General features: G+C 71.6%; 20 protein-coding genes and 1 riboswitch. Of the genes, 11 read left to right on the top strand and 9 right to left on the bottom strand.

The genetic code is table 11. The features are described 5' to 3' along the window. Positions 1-10 precede the first annotated feature (10 nt). The 5 genes from sdhA (at position 11) to ACLF5H_RS03895 (ending at position 4,447) form a co-directional block, all read left to right on the top strand. Positions 11-1,765 carry a succinate dehydrogenase flavoprotein subunit gene (gene sdhA / locus ACLF5H_RS03915; protein WP_421674669.1) on the top strand — a complete coding sequence of 585 codons (1,755 nt, stop codon included), beginning with the start codon at positions 11-13 and terminating at the stop codon, positions 1,763-1,765. Then, positions 1,765-2,544, top strand: a complete 780-nt coding sequence (locus tag ACLF5H_RS03910) for a succinate dehydrogenase iron-sulfur subunit (protein WP_037656031.1) — start codon at positions 1,765-1,767, stop codon at positions 2,542-2,544. The genes sdhA and ACLF5H_RS03910 overlap by 1 nt, the downstream gene beginning before the upstream one ends. Before the next feature lie 96 nt (positions 2,545-2,640). After that, on the top strand, positions 2,641-3,153 hold the full coding sequence (locus tag ACLF5H_RS03905) for a hypothetical protein (RefSeq protein ID WP_421674668.1): 513 nt from the start codon (positions 2,641-2,643) through the stop codon (positions 3,151-3,153). 63 nt (positions 3,154-3,216) lie between these two features. After that, on the top strand, positions 3,217-3,627 hold the full coding sequence (locus ACLF5H_RS03900) for a VOC family protein (RefSeq protein ID WP_037656029.1): 411 nt from the start codon (positions 3,217-3,219) through the stop codon (positions 3,625-3,627). Between the two features lie 37 nt (positions 3,628-3,664). Beyond that, on the top strand, positions 3,665-4,447 hold the full coding sequence (locus ACLF5H_RS03895; protein ID WP_421674667.1) for a TetR/AcrR family transcriptional regulator: 783 nt from the start codon (positions 3,665-3,667) through the stop codon (positions 4,445-4,447). A 51-nt stretch (positions 4,448-4,498) separates the two neighbouring features. Here the strand turns inward: ACLF5H_RS03895 and ACLF5H_RS03890 are convergent, their stop codons facing one another. Then, positions 4,499-6,043 (bottom strand): ABC transporter substrate-binding protein, encoded by a 1,545-nt coding sequence (locus tag ACLF5H_RS03890; protein WP_421674666.1) that lies wholly within the window; start codon positions 6,041-6,043, stop codon positions 4,499-4,501. A gap of 227 nt (positions 6,044-6,270) precedes the next feature. Continuing rightward, positions 6,271-6,519, bottom strand: a complete 249-nt coding sequence (locus tag ACLF5H_RS03885; protein WP_421674665.1) for an SCO4848 family membrane protein — start codon at positions 6,517-6,519, stop codon at positions 6,271-6,273. A 79-nt stretch (positions 6,520-6,598) separates the two neighbouring features. On the opposite strand from ACLF5H_RS03885, the gene ACLF5H_RS03880 reads away from it, so the two are divergent. Further along, positions 6,599-7,822: a D-alanyl-D-alanine carboxypeptidase family protein gene (locus tag ACLF5H_RS03880; protein WP_421674664.1), complete on the top strand. Its 1,224-nt coding sequence runs from the start codon at positions 6,599-6,601 to the stop codon at positions 7,820-7,822. Here the strand turns inward: ACLF5H_RS03880 and ACLF5H_RS03875 are convergent. Then, entirely contained in the window at positions 7,770-8,681 is a 912-nt protein-coding gene (locus ACLF5H_RS03875) for a YihY/virulence factor BrkB family protein (RefSeq protein WP_421674663.1), read from the bottom strand. The two genes, ACLF5H_RS03880 and ACLF5H_RS03875, sit on opposite strands and share 53 nt — an antisense overlap. A gap of 160 nt (positions 8,682-8,841) precedes the next feature. Here ACLF5H_RS03875 and ACLF5H_RS03870 point away from each other — a divergent pair, with 160 nt between their 5' ends. Beyond that, positions 8,842-9,597 carry a decaprenylphospho-beta-D-erythro-pentofuranosid-2-ulose 2-reductase gene (locus ACLF5H_RS03870; RefSeq protein ID WP_421674764.1) on the top strand — a complete coding sequence of 252 codons (756 nt, stop codon included), beginning with the start codon at positions 8,842-8,844 and terminating at the stop codon, positions 9,595-9,597. A 16-nt stretch (positions 9,598-9,613) separates the two neighbouring features. On the opposite strand, the gene ACLF5H_RS03865 is transcribed toward ACLF5H_RS03870, so the two are convergent. The 5 genes from ACLF5H_RS03865 to ACLF5H_RS03845 form a co-directional block, all read right to left on the bottom strand. Continuing rightward, positions 9,614-10,198: a 2'-5' RNA ligase family protein gene (locus tag ACLF5H_RS03865; RefSeq protein WP_421674662.1), complete on the bottom strand. Its 585-nt coding sequence runs from the start codon at positions 10,196-10,198 to the stop codon at positions 9,614-9,616. Between the two features lie 214 nt (positions 10,199-10,412). Beyond that, positions 10,413-11,429 (bottom strand): tryptophan--tRNA ligase, encoded by a 1,017-nt coding sequence (trpS, locus tag ACLF5H_RS03860; RefSeq protein ID WP_421674661.1) that lies wholly within the window; start codon positions 11,427-11,429, stop codon positions 10,413-10,415. Between the two features lie 115 nt (positions 11,430-11,544). Then, positions 11,545-12,993: a glycine hydroxymethyltransferase gene (locus ACLF5H_RS03855; RefSeq protein ID WP_421674660.1), complete on the bottom strand. Its 1,449-nt coding sequence runs from the start codon at positions 12,991-12,993 to the stop codon at positions 11,545-11,547. 33 nt (positions 12,994-13,026) lie between these two features. Then, positions 13,027-13,115, bottom strand: a riboswitch (ZMP/ZTP riboswitch). Between the two features lie 72 nt (positions 13,116-13,187). Further along, entirely contained in the window at positions 13,188-14,372 is a 1,185-nt protein-coding gene (locus ACLF5H_RS03850; protein ID WP_421674659.1) for a glutathionylspermidine synthase family protein, read from the bottom strand. A gap of 13 nt (positions 14,373-14,385) precedes the next feature. Then, positions 14,386-14,766, bottom strand: coding sequence for a hypothetical protein (locus ACLF5H_RS03845; RefSeq protein ID WP_421674658.1), 381 nt, complete (start codon positions 14,764-14,766; stop codon positions 14,386-14,388). A gap of 128 nt (positions 14,767-14,894) precedes the next feature. On the opposite strand from ACLF5H_RS03845, the gene ACLF5H_RS03840 reads away from it, so the two are divergent. Continuing rightward, the gene (locus ACLF5H_RS03840; protein ID WP_421674763.1) at positions 14,895-15,728 is read left to right on the top strand and encodes a DMT family transporter; all 834 of its coding nucleotides are present in this window, start codon (positions 14,895-14,897) and stop codon (positions 15,726-15,728) included. Between the two features lie 785 nt (positions 15,729-16,513). Next, the gene (locus ACLF5H_RS03835; protein WP_421674657.1) at positions 16,514-17,371 is read left to right on the top strand and encodes a helix-turn-helix domain-containing protein; all 858 of its coding nucleotides are present in this window, start codon (positions 16,514-16,516) and stop codon (positions 17,369-17,371) included. Positions 17,372-17,382: 11 nt separating this feature from the next. Here ACLF5H_RS03835 and ACLF5H_RS03830 read toward each other — a convergent pair whose 3' ends face one another. Beyond that, positions 17,383-18,771 (bottom strand): PLP-dependent aminotransferase family protein, encoded by a 1,389-nt coding sequence (locus ACLF5H_RS03830; RefSeq protein ID WP_421674656.1) that lies wholly within the window; start codon positions 18,769-18,771, stop codon positions 17,383-17,385. 46 nt (positions 18,772-18,817) lie between these two features. Here ACLF5H_RS03830 and ACLF5H_RS03825 point away from each other — a divergent pair, with 46 nt between their 5' ends. Both ACLF5H_RS03825 and ACLF5H_RS03820 read left to right on the top strand, forming a co-directional pair. Then, positions 18,818-19,315, top strand: coding sequence for a carboxymuconolactone decarboxylase family protein (locus ACLF5H_RS03825; RefSeq protein WP_421674655.1), 498 nt, complete (start codon positions 18,818-18,820; stop codon positions 19,313-19,315). Continuing rightward, on the top strand, positions 19,312-20,061 hold the full coding sequence (locus ACLF5H_RS03820; protein ID WP_421674654.1) for an isocitrate lyase/PEP mutase family protein: 750 nt from the start codon (positions 19,312-19,314) through the stop codon (positions 20,059-20,061). The genes ACLF5H_RS03825 and ACLF5H_RS03820 overlap by 4 nt, the downstream gene beginning before the upstream one ends. The last annotated feature ends 4 nt before the right edge of the window (positions 20,062-20,065 follow it).

Raw genomic sequence — 20,065 nt, 5'->3', positions numbered from 1 at the left:
TGCGAGAATCATGAAGATCCACAAGTACGACACCGTCATCGTCGGCGCCGGTGGCGCGGGCATGCGTGCCGCCATCGAGGCGACGAAGCGCAGCCGCACCGCGGTCCTGACCAAGCTCTACCCCACCCGCTCCCACACGGGCGCCGCGCAGGGCGGTATGGCCGCCGCGCTCGCCAACGTGGAGGAGGACAACTGGGAGTGGCACACCTTCGACACGATCAAGGGCGGCGACTACCTGGTCGACCAGGACGCCGCCGAGATCCTGGCGAAGGAGGCCATCGACGCGGTCCTCGACCTGGAGAAGATGGGCCTGCCGTTCAACCGGACGCCCAAGGGCGAGATCGACCAGCGCCGCTTCGGCGGCCACTCCCGCAACCACGGTGAGGCCCCGGTCCGCCGCGCCTGCTACGCGGCCGACCGCACCGGCCACATGATCCTCCAGACGCTGTACCAGAACTGCGTCAAGGAGGGCGTGGAGTTCTTCAACGAGTTCTACGTCCTGGACCAGCTGATCACCGAGGTCGACGGCGTCAAGAAGTCCGCCGGTGTGGTGGCCTACGAGCTGGCGACCGGCGAGATCCACGTCTTCCAGGCGAAGTCGGTCATCTACGCGTCCGGCGGCACCGGCAAGTTCTTCCGGGTGACCTCCAACGCGCACACCCTGACCGGTGACGGCCAGGCCGCCTGCTACCGCCGGGGTCTGCCGCTGGAGGACATGGAGTTCTTCCAGTTCCACCCGACCGGCATCTGGCGCATGGGCATCCTGCTCACCGAGGGTGCCCGCGGTGAGGGCGGCATCCTGCGCAACAAGGACGGCGAGCGCTTCATGGAGAAGTACGCTCCCGTCATGAAGGACCTGGCGTCCCGTGACGTCGTGTCCCGCTCCATCTACACGGAGATCCGCGAGGGCCGCGGCTGCGGTCCCGAGGGCGACCACGTGTACCTGGACCTCACCCACCTGCCGCCGGAGCAGCTGGACGCCAAGCTCCCGGACATCACCGAGTTCGCGCGCACCTACCTCGGTATCGAGCCGTACACGGACCCGATCCCGATCCAGCCGACCGCGCACTACGCGATGGGTGGCATCCCGACCAACGTCGAGGGTGAGGTCCTGGCGGACAACACCACCGTGGTGCCGGGTCTGTACGCGGCCGGCGAGGTCGCCTGCGTGTCGGTGCACGGCGCCAACCGCCTGGGCACCAACTCGCTGCTCGACATCAACGTCTTCGGGCGCCGCGCGGGCATCGCCGCCGCCGAGTACTCCCACACGGCCGAGTTCGTCGAGCTGCCGGAGAACCCGGAGAGCCTCGTCGTCGCGCAGATCGAGCGACTGCGCAACTCCACCGGCAACGAGCGGGTGGCCACGCTGCGCCGCGAGCTGCAGGAGACCATGGACGCCAACGTCATGGTGTTCCGCACCGAGCAGACGATCAAGACGGCGGTCGAGAAGATCGCCGAGCTGCGCGAGCGCTACAAGAACGTGTCCATCCAGGACAAGGGCAAGCGGTTCAACACGGACCTCCTGGAGGCCATCGAGCTGGGCAACCTGCTCGACCTGGCCGAGGTCATGGCCACGTCGGCCCTGGCCCGCAAGGAGTCCCGCGGCGGTCACTACCGCGAGGACTACCCGAACCGCGACGACGTCAACTTCATGCGCCACACCATGGCGTACCGCGAGGTGGGCGACGACGGCACCGAGTCCATCCGTCTCGACTACAAGCCGGTCGTCCAGACCCGCTACCAGCCGATGGAGCGTAAGTACTGATGGCTACCCCTGTTCTGGACAAGGCGGACGCGGCCGGCCAGCCCGAGCCCGGCTTCGCCGACTCCCCCTACATCACGGTCACCTTCCGGATCCGCCGGTTCAACCCGGAGGTCTCGGCGGAGGCCGTCTGGGAAGACTTCCAGCTGGAGATCGACCCGAAGGAGCGCGTCCTCGACGGTCTCCACAAGATCAAGTGGGACATCGACGGCACCCTCACGTTCCGCCGTTCCTGCGCGCACGGCATCTGCGGTTCGGACGCCATGCGGATCAACGGCAAGAACCGTCTTGCCTGCAAGACGCTGATCAAGGACATCAACCCCGAGAAGCCGATCACGGTCGAGCCCATAAAGGGCCTGACGGTCCTCAAGGACCTGGTCGTGGACATGGAGCCGTTCTTCCAGGCGTACCGGGACGTCATGCCGTTCCTGATCACCAAGGAGACGAACGAGCCGACGCGCGAGCGTCTGCAGTCCGCGGAGGACCGGGCGCGCTTCGACGACACCACCAAGTGCATCCTGTGCGCCGCGTGCACGTCGTCCTGCCCGGTGTTCTGGAACGACGGCCAGTACTTCGGCCCGGCCGCGATCGTCAACGCCCACCGCTTCATCTTCGACTCGCGTGACGAGGCCGGGGAGCAGCGTCTGGAGGTGCTGAACGACCGTGACGGCGTGTGGCGCTGCCGTACGACCTTCAACTGCACCGACGCGTGCCCGCGTGGCATCGAGGTCACCAAGGCGATCCAGGAAGTCAAGCGGGCGCTGATCACCCGCCGCTACTGACGCGACGACTGGCACAATACGAGGGCCGTTCACCCGTTCGGGGGAACGGCCCTCGTATCTTTCCCACGCCTTTCACGACCTACCGGGGGCACCAGCGTGACCGAGCAGAACCCGTACCAGAGCGGCGCCGGCAACTGGGGTCCCGGTCATCCGCCCGGGCCGTCGGACACACCGCCGCCGGGGTACGGGTACCCCGGCGCGGGTGCGCCGCAGGGGTACGGCTTTCCGCAGCCGCCGACCGCGGGCGCGCTGCCGATGGGCGGCGCCCCCCTGCTGTCCATCGGAGACATCACCGTGATGGGCGATCAGATCATCACGCCGGCCGGTCAGCTGCCGCTGCGCGGTGCGGTCTGGAACGTGACGGACATGTCGCGCACCGAGGAGAAGATACCGACGCACGCGATCGTCCTCGCGGTCGTGTTCGCCCTGCTCTGCCTGCTCGGGCTGCTCTTCCTGCTGATGAAGGAGAAGCGGACCACGGGCTACATCCAGGTCACCGTGACCAGCGGCGGGCGGCACCACCAGACGATGGTGCCGGCGTTCGGCCCCGAGGCGTTCCCGGCGATCATGGGGCAGGTCAACTACGCCCGCTCGCTGAGCAACATGTGACGCACGCGAGCCGACGGCCCGGCAATCACGGGATCCCGGCGGCCCGCGCTCTAATCTGACGACATGTCAGACGAAGAGTCGTACGAACTGCTCGGGTTCGACAACGTCCTGCTCCCCGTCGGGGACCTCGCGGAGGCCGTCGGGTTCTACGAGCGGGCCGGGTTCGGGGTGGGGTTCCGGTTCGACGAGGCCGGGATCGCGCTGCTCACGGCGGGCAAGGAGACGCCGGGGATCCTGCTGCGGGTGGAGGAGGCGCTGGGCCATCGCAGTCCGCCGTGGCCCTCGCCGCGCCTGTGGCTGGAGGTGCCGGACGCGCGGGTGGCGGCGCGGCGGCTGTCCGCGGTGGGCATCGAGCCGGTGGACGAGGTGTTCCAGACGGCGACCGGCTGGACGGTGGAGATCGCGGACCCCTGGGGCAATGTGCTCGGGCTGACGGACTACACCCGGCGTCCGGAGCTGGGGCGCCGAGGCTGAGCCGAGCGCGCGGACGGCACTCGTTAGGCTTCGTGGCGTGCCCGTGAAGAACGACGGTCCCGAGGCGGCCGGTACCCCCAGCAGCAAGTCCGAGCAGACCCGTGCGCTGATCCTGGAGACGGCCCTGCGGCTGTTCCGGGAGCGGGGGTACGACAAGACCACCATGCGGGCGATCGCCCAGGAGGCGGGCGTCTCCGTCGGCAACGCGTACTACTACTTCGAGGGCAAGGAACACCTGATCCAGGGCTTCTACGACCGGATCGCGGCCGAGCACCGGCAGGCGGTCCGGGGGCTCCTGGAGCGGGAGACGGATCTGGAGACGCGGCTCGCGGGCGTCCTCACCACCTGGCTGGACATCGCGCGGCCGTACCACGAGTTCGCGGTGCAGTTCTTCAAGAACGCCGCCGATCCGGACAGTCCGCTGAGCCCCTTCTCGCAGGAGAGCGAGCACGCGCGCGAGCAGGCGATCCAGGTGCACCGGGAGGTGCTGACCGGCTCCAAGGCCAAGGTCCCGGCCGAACTCCGCGATGTGCTGCCGGAGTTGATGTGGCTGTCCCAGATGGGCCTGATCATGTACTGGATCTTCGACCGCACCGAGAACCGCGAACGCAGCTACCGCCTGGCCCGCCGCGGCGCCCGCCTCACCACCCGGGGCGTCACCCTCTCCCGCTTCCGCGTCCTGCGTCCGCTGGTCCTGGAGGTCCACGAGCTGTTCACGGACTTCCTGCCGGGCATGACGAGACTGCTGCCGACACCGAGCCCGGCCACGAGCCCGGCTCCGGGCACGGCTCCGGGCGCGGGCGCGGAGACCCGGGACTGAACGACGCGGGGCCGCCCCCTTTCCCGGGGGCGGCCCGCGCTGCGTCCGGGGTCAGATCCAGTCCAGCCGCCACAGGCGGTACACGCCGGTGCCGTCCATCAGGTACTGGCCGCCGCCCACGTCCTCCGTGGTGACCGTGTACTCCTTGCGCTGCCACAGGGGGACCAGCGGGACGTCCTGCGCGATGGTGGACTGGATCTGCTGGAAGTCGGAGGCGGCCCGGCCCCGGTCGGCGAACTGCTGGCTGTTGCGGATGAGTTGGTCGACCGTCTTGTTGCTGTAGCCGGTGGCCATGGTGGAGCCGGTGCCGACCAGAGGCTGGCCGAAGGTGTCGGCGTCGGGGTAGTCCGCGACCCAGCCGACGGCCCAGGCGTCGAGCTTGCCCGCGGCCATCCGCTCCTGGAAGTCCGTCCACTCGTAGCCCTTGACGTCGACCTTGAACAGGCCGCCCGCCTCCAGCTGCTTCTTCAGCGCCGCGGCCTCCTGCTCACCGGGGCCCTGGCCCTTGCCGTAGGCGAAGGTGAAGTGCACCGGCAGGCTCACCCCTGCCTGGGTGAGCAGGGCGCGCGCCTTCTTCGCGCTCTGCGTCGGGTAGGCGTCGAAGAAGGACGTGGTGTGGCCGGTGATGCCGGTCGGGATCAGCGAGTACAGCGGGTCGACCGTGCCCTGGTAGACCGTGGCCGCCAGCTGCTCCTGGTCGACCAGCCAGGCGACCGCCTGCCGCACCCGCACGTCGTGCAGCGGGGAGCTGGTCCGGGTGTTGAGGTACAGATTGCGGGTCTCGGAGGAGTCGGACTCGGTCACCCGCTCCTTGGGGTCGCTCGGGTTCAGCCCGGCGAGCACGTCCGGCGGCAGCGTCCGCGACGCCACGTCCACGTCCTTCGCCTTCCACGCAGCGTTCAGCTTCGCGGAGTCGGTGTAGTAGCGCAGCTCGATCGGGCGGCCGGTGGAGCTCAGATAGCCCTTGTACGTCGGGTTCGGCGCGAGCCGGGCCACCTGGTCCTTGGTGTACGAGGTGAGCCGGTAGGGACCGGTGCCGTCGACCGAGGAGTCCTTGCGCAGCGCGTTCGCCGGATAGGTGTCCCGGTCCACGATCGCGCCCGCGCCGGTGGCGACCTTCAGCGGGAAGGTGGCGTCCGGCTCCGAGAGCTGGAAGGTGACGGTGTGCGCGTTGTCGGCGGTCACCGAGGAGAGGTCGGCGAGCAGCGAGGAGGGGCCGACGTCGGAGTTGATCCGCTTGACCCGGTCGAAGGAGAACTTCACGTCCTCGGCGGTCATCGCCCGCCCGCTGGGGAAGGTGATCCCCGCGCGCAGGGTGCACCGGTACGTCTTGGTGGCGCTGCCGACGAAGGCGCAGCTCTTGGCCGCGTCCGGCACCGGCTGCACACCGTCCGGCTCGAAGGTCATCAGCGTCTGGAACACGTTGCTGAACAGGGCCCAGGACCCCGCGTCATACGCGCCGGCCGGGTCGAGCGAGGTGACCGCGTCCGTCGTTCCGACCGTGATGGTCTTGTTCTTGTTCTCCTGTGACGGCAGCAGTTTCCAGCCGCCGATGCCCACGATCGCCAGCACGAGCAACGTCACGACAATCCGCATGCGAACAGATCGCACGGTGGTGCCCTCCCCAGACCCTTGTGAGGTCCTACCCCTGGTCAGCACAGATCCCGCCACTCCCCTGAGTGACGCGGCTCACCCAATCACACGTGTTTCGGTGTGTGAAGGGCTTTCTGACCAGTTGTGGAAGAACTTGCCCAAGACGTTGTCTCCGCCGGGCGTTTGCCGCGCCTTCACAGCTTCTCCACAGGTGGTGAGGGAGATTCCGGTCACATGGGCGCGGTCTCCCGGCGCAGGGCCCGCAGACCGCGCAACCCGATGCCCCCGATGACCGTCCCCAATACGAAGGAGACGATCGCCAGCACCAGGTGCACCCAGAAGTAGGCGGTCGGCCGGCCGTCGTGGAAGGCGAGACCGCTGCCGTCCTTGACCAGGTTCTTTACGAAAGTGACCCAGATGAACCAGCTCCACACCCCGAAGGCGAGCAGGAACCAGGAGACCGGGCGGCTGAGTTTCATACCTCCAGTATCCGGGGCGCGCTTCGGTGGCCGGGGCCGGGGCGGGTCCTCCCGGTCCGCCACGGGTACGTTCTCGGTCGTGCCCGCACCCATGAACACCGCCCGGCGCTCCCTGCTGATCGGCGCCGCGACCCTGCTGTCCCTCGCCGCCACCGCGCCCGCCGCCCTCGCCGCCCCGGCCGCGGGCAAGACCCCGGCCGCCACGCCCCCGGCCCATATGTCGACGCTCGGCGGCGCCCGGCTCGGCAGGCCCGGCACCCAGGTGAACCTCGCGCCCGGCGTCCCGGTGCTGCCCAAGGACCTGACGGCGCGCTCCTGGATCGTCTCCGACGCCCAGAGCGGCGAGGTGCTGGCCGCGCACAACGCGCACTGGGCGCTGCCCCCGGCGTCCACGATGAAGATGCTGTTCGCGGACACCCTGCTGCCCCGCTTCCCGCGCACGACGGAGCACAAGGTGGCCGCGAAGGACCTCGCCGGGATGGGCGAGGGCTCCAGCGTGGTCGGCATAGCGCCGGGCAAGACCTACAGCGTGCACGATCTGTGGCTCGGGGTGTTCCTGCGCTCGGGCAACGACGCGGTGCATGTGCTCTCCGCGATGAACGGCGGTGTCGCCCAGACCGTCCAGGACATGCAGCACCACGCGGACGAACTCCAGGCCCTGGACACCCATGTGGTCTCCCCCGACGGCTACGACGAGCCGCGCCAGGTGTCCTCGGCGTACGACCTCAGCCTGGTCGCCCGCTCCGGGCTGCAGAAGAAGGACTTCCGGGACTACTGCTCCACGGTGAGCGCCGACTTCGGGGGCAAGGAGATCCGCAACACCAACCGGCTGCTCAGCGGGGACACCGATGTGCCGGTCTACCAGGGCATCGCGGGGGTGAAGAACGGCAACACCACGCACGCGGGCGCCACCTTCACGGGAGTCGCCCAGCGCGGCAAGCAGGTGCTGCTCGTCACCGTGATGAACCCGCAGAAGCAGGAGCACAACGAGGTCTACAAGGAGACGGCGAAGCTGTTCGACTGGGGCTTCCAGGCGGCCGGCAAGGTCGAGCCGGTGGGCGAGCTGGTGCCGCCGCGGGGCGCCGCTCCGGCGGGTACGGCGCCGAGCGGCGCGCCGAAGGGCTCCGCACCGGCGGGCAAGGCGGGTTCCGAGCCGGTGGCGGCGGCCACGACCGGCTCCCGCGGGATCGGCACCGCGCTCGCCGTCGCGGGCGGGCTGGTGGTGCTGCTGGCGGGCGGGGTGTTCCTGGTCAACCGCCGGTGGCCGCTGCCGGACCTGATGCGCCGTCGGCCACGGCCGTGAGCTTCGCCGTGCCGCCCGGCGTGGCCGTCCAGGCGGCGCAGTAAAGGACCAGTTTCGCGGTGAAGTTGATCCACAGCAGCAGCGCCACGGGGACCCCGAAGGCGCCGTACATGCTCTTCGCCGCGACCCCCTGGATATAGCCGCTGAGCAGCAGCTTCAGCAGTTCAAAGCCGACCGCGCCGAGCAGCGCCGCGACCACCAGACGGCGGCGCGGCGGCTCCGCCCCGGGCAGCAGGGTCAGCACGTAGAGCAGCACGAGGAAGTCGGCGAGCACGGCGACGGTGAAGGCGGCGACCCGCAGCAGCGCGGTGCCCCAGCCGTGCTGGGCGAGACCCAGCTGGTCGGAGATCCGGCCGACGGCCGCCGAGGCGAGCGTGGACGCAGCCAGGGTGACCAGCAGGGCGCCGCCGAAGCCGATCAGGATCCCGGCGTCCTTGGCCTTGGCGACCAGCGGGTTCTGCTCCTGGTCCGGCAGCTCCCAGACCACGCGCAGGCAGTCCCGCACCTGCCCGACCCAGTTGACGCCGGTGAGCAGCAGCACGGCACCCGCGATGACACCGACGGTGCCCGCGTTGTGGACCAGCGTGGTGATGTCCAGCTGCTGGGAGACGACGCCCGGGAACTGCTCGGCGACCTTGTGCTCGACGGTCTGCTGCCGGGCCGGGCTGAGCGTGGCGGCGGTGATCGCGGCGGCCACGGTGAGCAGCGGGAACAGCGCCACGAAGCTGACGAACGTCATCGCCGCCGCCAGCCGGGACCACTTCACCCGGTCGAGCCGCTCGTACGCCCGCCAGGCGTGGGTGGCCGTCAGCCAGGTCACCAGCGGCCCGACGACGGGCAGTCTCTTGAGCCAGTCCATGATCCGTCCCTGCCCGGTGTGCGAGGTCCCATGTGCGGGTACCCGCAACGGTTGGCGGGCCGAGGCCCGGCCCTCCCACTTTCGAGTGATCTTCGACCTTACAAGGTGACGTTCACGAGCGAAGAGCGCACTTCCGGACGATACGGTCACGGACATGCCTGTGAAGGACGCCCTCGCCCTGCCCCAGTCCCTGCTCGTCCTCGGCGGCACCTCCGAGATCGGGCTCGCCACCGCCCGTCGGCTGATCACCCGCGGCGCCCGCACCGTATGGCTGGCCGGCCGCCCCTCCCCCGCGCTTGAGCAGGCCGCCGGGAGTCTGCGCGCGCTCGGCGCGGACACCCGTACGGTCGACTTCGACGCCCTGGACCCCGCCTCCCACGAGACCGCGCTCGGCAAGGTCTTCGCCGAGGACGCCATCGACCTGGTGCTGCTCGCCTTCGGGGTCCTCGGCGACCAGGCCCATGACGAGCGGGCGCCGCTGCGCGCCGTGCACGTCGCCCAGACCAACTACACCGGGGCGGTCTCCGCCGGGCTTGTCGCCGCGAGCGCCCTCCAGGCCCAGGGCCACGGCTCGTTGGTCGTGCTGTCCGCCACCGCCGCCGAACGCGCCCGCCGCGTCGACTTCATCTACGGCTCCAGCAAGGCGGGCCTGGACACCTTCGCCCAGGGCCTCGGCGACGCGCTGTACGGCACGGGGGTGCGGGTGATGGTCGTACGCCCCGGGTTCGTGCGGACGCGGGCGACGGCGGACCGGCCCCGCGAGCCGTTCGCCACCACCCCGCAGGCGGTCGCCACCGCGATCGAACTGGGCCTGCGCCGGGGCGCGGAGACGGTGTGGGTGCCGGGGGTGCTGCGGCTGGTGACGGCCGCGCTGCGGCACGCGCCGCGCGCGCTGTTCCGCAGGCTGCCGCTCTAGGCGTTCCAGGACGCGGCTACCGGCTGGCGATGGTCCCGTGGCCGATGTCGGCACGGCCCGCCTGGGGCGGTACGAGGGGGCCGCCGAAGGTGTACTCGCGCAGCTTGCGCCACACCCCGTCCGCGCCCTGTTCGTACAGCGCGAACCCGTTGCACGGCCACTCGGCCTCGAAGTCGGCCAGTTCGGCGAAGGCGCGGTCCATCGCCGCGTCCTCGATGCCGTGCGCCACGGTGACGTGCGGGTGGTAGGGGAACTGGAGCTCGCGGGTGCAGGGCCCGGTGCTCTCGCGGACCCGCTGCTGGAGCCGGCCGCAGTCCTCGGCGCCGCGCACCACCCGGACGTAGACCACCGGGGAGACGGGCCGGAAGGTGCCGGTGCCGTGCAGCCGCATCGGGAACGGGCGGCCGGTGGCGGCCACCTTGACCAGATGGGCCTGTACGGCGGGCAGCGCGGCGCGGTCCACCTCGGTCGGCGGCAGCAGCGTGACATGGGTGGGGATGCCGTAGGCCGCGGCGTCGCCGAAGCCCGCGCGCCGCTCCTGGAGCAGGCTGCCGTGAGGCTCCGGAACCGCGATCGACACGCCGATCGTTACGGTCCCCACGTCGTCTCCTGTCGTCGCGTCCGTCGTCTACTCGGCCGACTCGTACGGGCCTTCGGCTTCGACTGTACGGCCATGGGTGTCCTGTGGGCAGGCGCAACGGAAGTGATGTGCAGCGCTCTGCCCACAGGGACGTGCGAACGGTCGTGCGCCTTCGCGCCGGTTCCGTGCCTCGCGGCGCGGGCCGTGCCGTTCGGTGCTCCGGTCGGTGCTCCGGTCAGTGCTTGGCCGGGAGGAAGCCGACGCGGTCGTACGCCTGCGCGAGGGTCTCGGCGGCGACGGCGCGGGCCTTCTCGGCGCCCTTGGCGAGGAGCGAGTCGAGGGTCTCGGCATCGTCCAGGTACTGCTGGGTGCGCTCCCGGAACGGCGTCACGAACTCGACCATGACCTCGGCGAGGTCGGTCTTGAGCGCGCCGTACATCTTGCCCTCGTACTCCTGCTCCAGCTGGGCGATCGGCGTGCCGGTGAGGACGGAGTAGATGGTGAGCAGGTTGGAGACGCCCGGCTTGGCCTCCGCGTCGTAGCGGATGACGGTGTCGGTGTCGGTGACCGCGCTCTTGACCTTCTTGGCGGTGGTCTTCGGGTCGTCCAGGAGGTTGATCAGGCCCTTCGGCGTGGACGCCGACTTGCTCATCTTGATCGACGGGTCCTGGAGGTCGTAGATCTTCGCCGTCTCCTTGAGGATGTACGGCGCCGGGATGGTGAACGTCTGCCCGAAGCGGCCGTTGAAGCGCTCGGCCAGGTCCCGGGTCAGCTCGATGTGCTGGCGCTGGTCCTCGCCCACCGGCACCTGGTTGGCCTGGTACAGCAGGATGTCCGCGACCTGGAGGACCGGGTAGGTGAACAGGCCGACCGAGGCGCGCTCGGCGCCCTGCTTGGCGGACTTGTCCTTGAACTGGGTCATCCGGCTGGCCTCGCCGAAGCCGGTGAGGCAGTTCATCACCCAGGCCAGCTCGGCGTGCTCGGGCACATGGCTCTGCACGAACAGGGTGCAGCGCTCCGGGTCCAGACCGGCGGCGAGGAGCTGGGCGGCGGCCAGACGGGTGTTGGCCCGCAGCTCCTCGGGGTCCTGGGGCACGGTGATCGCGTGCAGGTCGACGACCATGTAGAAGGCGTCGTGGGTCTCCTGGAGGGACACCCACTGGCGGACGGCGCCGAGGTAGTTGCCGAGGTGGAACGAGCCGGCGGTGGGCTGGATACCGGAGAGCACGCGGGGCTTTTCAGCGGGGGCCATGTCGCCCATTCTCTCATCGGCCGAGGGTGGGATCGGCCCGGGAGGCGGGGGTGGTGCGGAGCCGCGTACCGGACACGGCCCCGCGCCCCCGGGGCATCGCCCCTGACGGCGTTGATCAGCCCAGGTCGACTTCCGGGTACAGCGGGAAGCCCGCGACCAGGTCCGTGGCGCGCTGCGCGATCTCCTCGGAGACCTTCTCGTCCAGGACGTGGGACGCCTTGCTCGGGGCGCCGGACTTGGTGGTGCCCGGTTCGGTGGCCGCGAGGACGCGGTCGATCAGGCCGGCCACCTCGTCCATCTCCGCCGTGCCGAGGCCGCGGGTGGTCAGGGCGGGGGTGCCGATGCGGATGCCGGAGGTGTACCAGGCGCCGTTGGGGTCGGCCGGGATGGCGTTGCGGTTGGTGACGATGCCGGAGTCGAGCAGGGCGGCCTCGGCCTGGCGGCCGGTGAGGCCGTAGGAGCCGCCGACGTCGATCAGGTTGAGGTGGTTGTCGGTGCCGCCGGTGACGAGGGTGGCGCCCCGGCGCATCAGGCCCTCGGCCAGCGCGCGGGCGTTGTCCACGATGCGCTGCGCGTAGTCCTGGAACGCGGGCTGCCTGGCCTCCGCCAGGGCGACCGCCTTGGCGGCCATGACGTGCGGCAGCGGGCCGCCGAGGACCATCGGGCAGCCCCGGTCGACCTGGTCCTTGAGGGAGTCGTCGCACAGCACCATGCCGCCGCGCGGGCCGCGCAGCGACTTGTGGGTGGTGGTGGTGACGATCTGGGCGTGCGGCACCGGGTCGAAGTCGCCGGTGAGGACCTTGCCCGCGACCAGACCGGCGAAGTGGGCCATGTCGACCATGAGGGTCGCGCCGACCTCGTCCGCGATCTCGCGCATGATCCGGAAGTTCACCAGACGGGGGTACGCCGAGTAGCCCGCCACGATGATCAGCGGCTTGAATTCGCGGGCCTGGGCGCGCAGCGCGTCGTAGTCGATGAGGCCGGTCGCGGGGTCGGTGCCGTAGGAGCGCTGGTCGAACATCTTGCCGGAGATGTTCGGGCGGAAGCCGTGGGTGAGGTGGCCGCCGGCGTCCAGGGACATGCCGAGCATCCGCTGGTTGCCGAACGCCTGGCGCAGCTCGGCCCAGTCCGCGTCGGAGAGGTCGTTGACCTGGCGGGCGCCGGTCTTCGCGAGGAAGGGGACCTCGACGCGGTCGGCGAGTACGGCCCAGAAGGCGACGAGGTTGGCGTCGATGCCGGAGTGCGGCTGGACGTAGGCGTGCCGGGCGCCGAAGAGCTCACGGGCGTGCTCGGCGGCCAGGGACTCCACGGTGTCGACATTGCGGCAGCCCGCGTAGAAGCGGCGGCCGACGGTGCCCTCGGCGTACTTGTCGCTGAACCAGTTGCCCATCGCGAGGAGGGTCGCCGGGGAGGCGTAGTTCTCGGAGGCGATCAGCTTGAGCATCGCGCGCTGGTCGGTGACCTCCTGGCCGATGGCGTCGGCGACCCGCGGCTCCACGGCGCGGACCACGTCGAGGGCGGCGCGGAAGGCGGTGGACTCGGTGGACAGGGGCTGCTCTGGCATGGGGACCTCCGGACGGGGTGCGTTTCGGCGTTCACGTTCGGCCCAGGCGCACGGCACTGTTTCCCGCGGGGCCGCTCCCCGATGGTCCGTCCCATCCCAGCGCGCCAGTCACGGCCCGTGGCTCAGCGTACCGGCCGGGCCGCGGGGCGGAGGTCCGGCGTCCACCATGCGGGCGAGGGCGCGGACCGCCCGGCTCAGAGGATGACGTGCGGCAGGAACCGCGCGTATCCGTCGGTGACGGGGCCGGACGACTCGCGGATGCCGAGGCCCGCGGGCTCGCCGTCGATGACCCAGGCGCCGAGCACGACGTGGTTGCCGTCGAAGGCGGGCAGCGGCGCGAGCTCCTGGTAGCAGCAGGGCTCGGGGCGGACGGCGGGCGGGCGGCCCGGCGGGTGCAGGGTGATGCCCTCGCCCTCGCGGCCCAGCAGGGGCTTGGCGGCGTAGCCGCTGGTGGCGGCGAGCTCGCGGGGGCCGTCGAGGTAGGAGGCCAGGAGGTTGGGGTGGCCGGGGTACAGCTCCCACAGGACGGCCAGCAGGGCCTTGTTGCTCAGGAGCATCTTCCAGGCGGGCTCGATCCACAGGGTGCTGCCGGTGCCGCCGCCGTTGTCCAGGGTGTCCAGGACATGGCCGCCGAAGGCGTCGGTGGTGAGCCATTCCCAGGGGTAGAGCTTGAAGAGGGCGCGGATGAACCGCAGCCGGTTGTCCACGAACCGGCCGGAGAGGGTGTCCCAGCCGATCTCCTCCATGGCGAGCCAGTCGGTCTCCAGGCCCGCCTGTTCCGCGGTCTCCTTCAGATAGGCGACCGTCATCAGGTCCTCGCCCAGCTCGTCGGCGGCGGAGTGCGCGAAGTGCAGCGGGCTCCCGGGCGGGAGCAGCGCGGACTGCCTGCGCCAGGACTCCACCAGGCGTTCGTGCAGCGAGTTCCACTGGTCGGCGCCGGGGAAGCGGTCCTCCATCCAGAACCACTGCGGGGAGGCGGCCTCCACCAGGGAGGTGGGGGTGTCGGCGTTGTACTCCAGCAGCTTGGCGGGGCCGGTGCCGTCGTAGCGCAGGTCGAACCGGCCGTAGAAGGAAGGGAGTTCGGCCCGGCGGTGCCAGGACTCGGTGACCGCGGCGGCGACGGCGGGGTCGGTGATGCCGAGGTCGGCGAGGCGGCCGCGCTCCACGAGGTGGCCGGCCGCCGCCAGGCACATGGCGTGCAGTTCGGCGACCGTCTCCTCCAGCGCCTCGATCTCGGGCAGCGAGAAGACGTAGTACGCGCTCTCGTCCCAGTAGGGGCGCAGGCTCCCGTCGGGGTGCCGGGTGAGCGGGTAGATCAGGCCCTGTTCCTCGACGGTGCGCTGCCAGTCGGGGCGGGGGGTGATGGTACGGCGTTCCATACGGCGGTCCCGGTCAGCCGCCGGAGCTGTGCGAGCCGCCGCCGAAGCCGCCGCGGTGCACCCCGCCGGAGCCGGAGCCGTAGTGCGTCGAGGAGTGGTTCGTGGAGTGGCCCGTGGAGTGCCCGGAGCCGCTGCGGGGCTTGGTGAAGGAACCGCCGCTCACCCAGGTGCCCTTCTTCTTGCCGCCGTAGTACCAGGCGCCGTTGACCGCCGACTTGACCGACTTGCAGTTCTTGTCGGAGACGACCTTGTAGCCCTTGGCGTAGGTGTAGCTGCTCTGGTCCACGCAGCGCTTGTCCGGCTGGGACGAGCAGGCGGTGAGCGCGGCGGCCAGCAGTCCGACACCGCCGAGGACGACCGTGCCGGAGCGCAGTCGTCGCCTGGTTTCGGCCATGTTCGTGTCTCCCCCGTGTGCGATGTGCGGTGCGGCAAGCCTAGAGACCGGTATGAGAACCGGCCAAGGGGGGTGAGCATGACAGGGTGGTGGCGGGGCTCCCTTAGAGTCCCTTTGTGCTCTTTGGAATGGTGTGCGCCCTTGGCGCGGCGGTCTGTTTCGGTACCGCGACGGTGTTGCAGGCGGTGGCGGCGAGGCAGGCCGGTCCCGGTGGTGGCGGTGAGGCGGCGCTGCTGCTGCGGGCGTTGCGGCAGTGGCGGTACATCGCCGGGCTCGGGCTGGACGGGCTGGGGTTCCTGTTCCAGATCGTGGCGCTGCGCTCGCTGCCGATCTACGCGGTCGGCGCGGCCCTCGCGGCCAGCCTCGCGGTGACGGCGGTGGTCGCGGCGCGGCTGCTGGACGTGCGGCTGCGCGGTGTGGAGTGGGGCGCGGTGGGCGTGGTGTGCGCCGGGCTCGCGATGCTGGGCCTCGCCTCCGGGCCGGAGGGCGGCGAGGGCGGGTCGGACACGCTGCGGTGGGTGATGCTCGCGGTGGCGGTCGGACTGCTGCTGCTCGGGCTCGCGGGCGGGCGGCTGTCCGGTCCGGCGCGGGGGCTGGTGCTGGGGCTCGGCGCCGGGTGCGGGTTCGGGGTGGTCGAGGTGACGGTGCGGCTGATCGACAGCCTCGCGCCCGTCGACCTGCTCACCAACCCCGCGACGTACGCCCTGGTGATCGGTGGCGGCGCCGCGTTCATCCTCTTGACCTCGGCCCTCCAGCGCGGCTCGGTCACGACGGCGACCGCCGGGATGGTGCTCGGCGAGACGCTCGGCCCCGCCGCGATCGGCGTCGTCTGGCTCGGCGACCGCACCCGCGAGGGCATGGCCTGGCTGGCCGTCCTGGGCTTCGCGGTGGCCGTGGCGGGCGCCCTGGCCCTGGCCCGCTTCGGCGAGGCCCCGGCGACGGAACCGACGCCGGAAAGCTGACGGCCCGGCCCGGCCCGCACGCCGAAGAACACGGACCGGGCGGCGGAAAGCTGAGGGGCCGACCACTTCTCGCCGAGCGAGCAACAGACAGCGGAGGGCCGACGGCCCGGCCACCGGGGGCCCGCCGAGCGGGCCACGCAGGAAGACGACGGACCGGTGACGGAGACCCGCCGGGCAGACCGCGAAACGAGCGACCGCCCAGCGGCAGAGGCCGACGAGCGCGCTGCGGAAGGCTGACGGGCCCATGGCGGAAGCCGCCGAGCAGGCCGCGGAACGAGCAGCCGACCAACGGCGGCGGCGAGCGGCCCGCAGAAGGCTGACGAGCCCGTGGCGCGAGGCCGCCGAGCGCGCCACCCGGAAGGGCGACGGACCGGTGACGCAGACCCGCCGGGCAGACCGCGAAACGAGCAGCCGACCAACAGCGGAAGCCGACGAGCAGGCCGCAGAAAGCTGATGGGCCCGTGGCGGGGGCCGCCGACGAACAAACCGGGCAAGGTCGACGGCCCGGCGTCGAGCGGGCCGTACGAGGCTGGTGGGTCGGGCGGTGGAGATGTCCGGGCAGGTCGCCGGAGAACGGCCAACCGGCGGCGGAAATCAGCGGGTAGGCGACCCGAGCGCCGACGGACCGGCTGCGCCCCCCGCAGCGCAACCGGTCCGGGCACCATCCTGCGGTACTCGCGCCTCCGTGACCAGGAGCCGCTTTTTCCGGAACCGGAATTTCAGGAACGTAGACTTCCGTTATTTGTCGGGCCGGTGCGGCGCACCGCGCCGAGAGGGAGTCGGGGATGGACAGGGAAGCCCTGCGGTCGCTGCTGCGGCACAAGCGCTCGCTGATCGACCCCAGCGAACTGGGCTGGCCCCGCCGCACCGGTCGCGGCCGCCGGTCCGCCGGGCTCTCCCAGGCCCAGGTGGCGCACGCGCTGTACGTCTCCGAGCGCACGTACGCGCAGCTGGAGCGGGGCGACATGCCCTCCCCCGCGCCCGAGTTCCTCGACGCGGTCGCCACCGTGCTGCGGATGGCCGAGCCGGAGCGGAGCGCGCTGTACGTCTACGCGCTGGGCCATGAGCCGCCGGTCCCCATGAACCCCGAGGCCGGCACCCGGGTCGACCCGGCCTGGTTCACGGCCGTCCAGGGCGTGTCCGGCGTGCCCTGCTACGTCAACGACGTGGCGTGGAACCTCCTCGCCTGGAACGACGACTTCCTGCGCATGTTCCCCCGAGTCGAGGGCGCGGAGCCCGAGTTGCCCGAGCGGAACGTGATGCGCTGGATGCTGCTGCGCGAGGAGGCGCGCGAGCACCATCTGCTGGACTGGGCGGAGCGCTGGGCGGCACCGGTCGCGGCCCAGCTGCGGGCGGCGGTCGCGGCCCACCCCGACAACCCCGATCTGCGGCAGCTGGACGCGGAGGTGAACGACGACCCCGTGGTCGGGCCCGTCTACCGGCGGCACGACATCACCTATGTGCAGCAGGACGGCGACACCCGGCCGGTGCGGCACGCGGGCCTCGCCGCCGACGAGGCCGATCGGTGCTGCGAGAAGCACTCCCCCTCCGCGCGGGGCCTGGTGACCCTGTGCGCCGCGCAGCCACTGGGTTCACCGGGCGCCCGGTTCTTCTTCCTGATCTTCCGCCCCCTCACCGGCTGACCCCCCGCCCCTCAGGGCAGCACCCTGCACAGCGCCTCCAGGGCTCCCGCCCACGCGCTGTCCGGTGGTGTTCCGTAGCCCACCACCAGCGCGTCCACCGGATCGGCGACGGCCTCGGGGTGGCGGTGGAAGGAGAGGCCGTGCAGGGCGAGGCCCTGCCAGGCGGCGGCCTGGACGATGGAGGGCTCGGTGCCCGGGGGCAGCCGCAGCAGCGCGTGCAGACCGGCGGCGACCCCGGTGACCCGGACGCCGGGGGCGCGTTCGGTGACGGCCGCGGCAAGGGCGTCGCGGCGGCGCCGGTAGCGCAGCCGGGAGGCGCGGACCTGACGGTCGTACGCCCCCGAGGTGAGGAACTCGGCGAGGGTGAGCTGTTCGAGCACGCCCACGGTGTCGACGTGCCCCTTGACCGCGATCACCTCCCGGGTGAGGGCCGGCGGCAGCACCATCCAGCCGAGCCGGATGCCGGGGGCGAGGGACTTGCTGGCGGTGCCGAGGTAGACGACGCGGTCGGGGTCGAGGCCCTGAAGGGCGCCGACCGGCTGGCGGTCGTAGCGGAACTCGCCGTCGTAATCGTCCTCCAGGACAAGGGAGTCGGTGCGCCTGGCCCAGTCCACGACGGCCGCGCGCCGGTCGGGGTGCAGGGGCATGCCCATGGGGAACTGATGGGCGGGGGTGAGGAGTACGGCGCCTTCGGTGGTCAACGGGCTGGTGTCGGTGCCGAGTTCGTCCCAGGGCAGGGCGGGGGTGGCGAGTCCGGCGGCCTGGAGGAGGCTCCAGTAGGCGTCGAGGCCGTACGACTCGACGGCCACCGAGTCCGCCCCGCGGGCGCGCAGCACCGGGCCGAGGACGCGCAGCGCGTGCGAGAAGCCCGCGGTGACCACCAGGTGGTCGGGGTCGCAGCGGACGCCCCGGACCCGGGCGAGATAACCGGCGAGCGCGGTGCGCAGTTCGACCCGGCCGCGTGGATCGCCGTAGCCCAGCGCGTCGTTGGGCGCGGCGGTCAGGGCGCGGCGGGCGGCCCTCGCCCATGCGGCGCGCGGGAACGCGGCGAGGTCGGGGGTGCCGGGGACGAGGTTGTGGGTGGGCCGGGGCGGGACGCGGGGCCTGCGGGCGGGGCCGCTCGGCGGGACCACGGTGCGTTCGGCGACCCTGGTGCCGGAGCCCTGCCGTGCGGTGAGCCAGCCCTCGGCGACCAGGTCGGCGTACGCCTCGCCGACGGTGTTGCGGGCGATGCCGAGGTCGGCGGCGAGGGCCCGGGAGGAGGGCAGCCGGGTGCCGGGGGCCAGTCGGCCGGTGCGGACCGCGTCGCGCAGGGCGTCGGTCAGCCCCCGGCGCAGCCCGCCCGGGCCGGCCGGTTCCAGATGCAGGTCGACGCCCGAAGTGGCCCACGTTTCCGCCATGGAAATGGACCATACTCCTGGGCTGCCTGGCTTCTACGGTTGAGGCATGAACACGGACGAGAACACCGAGTACGCCGCCGAGCACGCCCCCCGTCTGCACTGGAGCGAGCACGCTCCGGACGTGTACAAGGCGATGGTGCGGCTGGACATCGCGGCCCGGCAGGGGCTGGACCCGAAGCTGCTGGAGCTGGTGAAGATCCGCGCCTCGCAGCTCAACCACTGCGCGTTCTGCCTGGACATGCACACCAAGGACGCGCTGGCGGCCGGGGAGAGCGTGGAGCGGATCATCCAGCTCTCCGCGTGGGAGGAGTCGCGGCACTTCTACACGGAGAAGGAGCTGGCGGCGATCGAGCTGACCGAGGCGATCACCGTCCTGACCGACGGCTTTGTGCCGGACGAGGTGTACGAGCGGGCCGCCAAGCAGTTCGAGGAGCCCGAGCTGGCCCGGCTGATCGCCGCGATCACGGTGATCAACGCCTGGAACCGGTTCGGCGTCACCGCCCGGATGACCCCGGGCCACTACCGGCCGGGGCAGCACCAGTGAGCGACGGCGTGCAGGTGCTGCGCGCGCTGCACCGGGGGCGCCCCCAGGGGGACCCGCTGATCCTGCCCGGCCCCTGGGACGCGGCCAGCGCGCGGGCGCTCGCGGAGGCGGGGTTCGAGGCGCTGGCCACGCCGAGCGCGGGGGTCGCCGCCGCGCTCGGGTACGCGGACGGCGAGACCCCGGCGGACGAGATGTTCGCGGCGGTCGCCCGGATCACGCGCGCGGTGGACGTGCCGGTGACGGCGGACATCGAGGACGGGTACGGGCTCGCGCCGAGGGAACTGGTGGAGCGGCTGCTGGCGGCGGGCGCCGTCGGCTGCAACATCGAGGACTCCATCGGGGGTTCGCTCAAGGACCCCCGGGAGCACGCCGAGTACCTGGCCGCGTTCTGCGCGGCGGCCGGGGGACGGATCTTCCTGAACGCCCGCGTCGATGTCTTCGTGCACGGCGACGGCGATCCCGGACGGGCCGTCGAACAGGCCGTCGAACAGGCCGTCGAGCGGGCCGCGTCGTACATCGCGGCGGGTGCCGAGTGCGTGTACCCGATCATGGCCCCGGTGGCCGTACTGCCCCTGCTGCGCTCCGGCATCGAGGGCCCGCTGAACGCACTGGCCCCGCTGACCCCGGACGGCCCCTCGCCCGCCGCGCTCGGCGAACTCGGGGCCACCCGGATCACGTTCGGCCCGCAGCTCCAGCGCCGGGCCGCCGCGGCGGCGGCCGAACTCGCCGCCGGGCTGCGTCAGTAGCCGC

Source organism: Streptomyces sp. LaBMicrA B280 (assembly GCF_049222185.1).
Classification (GTDB): domain Bacteria; phylum Actinomycetota; class Actinomycetes; order Streptomycetales; family Streptomycetaceae; genus Streptomyces; species Streptomyces murinus.
Note: the sequence above shows the minus strand (reverse complement) of the source record. Positions and strands in the feature narration are given on the sequence as shown.

Bases quoted from the DNA above. Each gene is read 5' to 3' on its own strand.
- sdhA (WP_421674669.1), top strand. From the start codon at position 11: ATGAAGATCCACAAGTACGACACCGTCATCGTCGGCGCCGGTGGCGCG.
- ACLF5H_RS03910 (WP_037656031.1), top strand. From the start codon at position 1,765: ATGGCTACCCCTGTTCTGGACAAGGCGGACGCGGCCGGCCAGCCCGAG.
- ACLF5H_RS03900 (WP_037656029.1), top strand. From the start codon at position 3,217: ATGTCAGACGAAGAGTCGTACGAACTGCTCGGGTTCGACAACGTCCTG.
- ACLF5H_RS03890 (WP_421674666.1), bottom strand. From the start codon at position 6,043: ATGCGGATTGTCGTGACGTTGCTCGTGCTGGCGATCGTGGGCATCGGC.
- ACLF5H_RS03885 (WP_421674665.1), bottom strand. From the start codon at position 6,519: ATGAAACTCAGCCGCCCGGTCTCCTGGTTCCTGCTCGCCTTCGGGGTG.
- ACLF5H_RS03875 (WP_421674663.1), bottom strand. From the start codon at position 8,681: ATGGACTGGCTCAAGAGACTGCCCGTCGTCGGGCCGCTGGTGACCTGG.
- trpS (WP_421674661.1), bottom strand. From the start codon at position 11,429: ATGGCCCCCGCTGAAAAGCCCCGCGTGCTCTCCGGTATCCAGCCCACC.
- ACLF5H_RS03855 (WP_421674660.1), bottom strand. From the start codon at position 12,993: ATGCCAGAGCAGCCCCTGTCCACCGAGTCCACCGCCTTCCGCGCCGCC.
- ACLF5H_RS03850 (WP_421674659.1), bottom strand. From the start codon at position 14,372: ATGGAACGCCGTACCATCACCCCCCGCCCCGACTGGCAGCGCACCGTC.
- ACLF5H_RS03845 (WP_421674658.1), bottom strand. From the start codon at position 14,766: ATGGCCGAAACCAGGCGACGACTGCGCTCCGGCACGGTCGTCCTCGGC.
- ACLF5H_RS03840 (WP_421674763.1), top strand. From the start codon at position 14,895: ATGGTGTGCGCCCTTGGCGCGGCGGTCTGTTTCGGTACCGCGACGGTG.
- ACLF5H_RS03835 (WP_421674657.1), top strand. From the start codon at position 16,514: ATGGACAGGGAAGCCCTGCGGTCGCTGCTGCGGCACAAGCGCTCGCTG.
- ACLF5H_RS03830 (WP_421674656.1), bottom strand. From the start codon at position 18,771: ATGGCGGAAACGTGGGCCACTTCGGGCGTCGACCTGCATCTGGAACCG.
- ACLF5H_RS03825 (WP_421674655.1), top strand. From the start codon at position 18,818: ATGAACACGGACGAGAACACCGAGTACGCCGCCGAGCACGCCCCCCGT.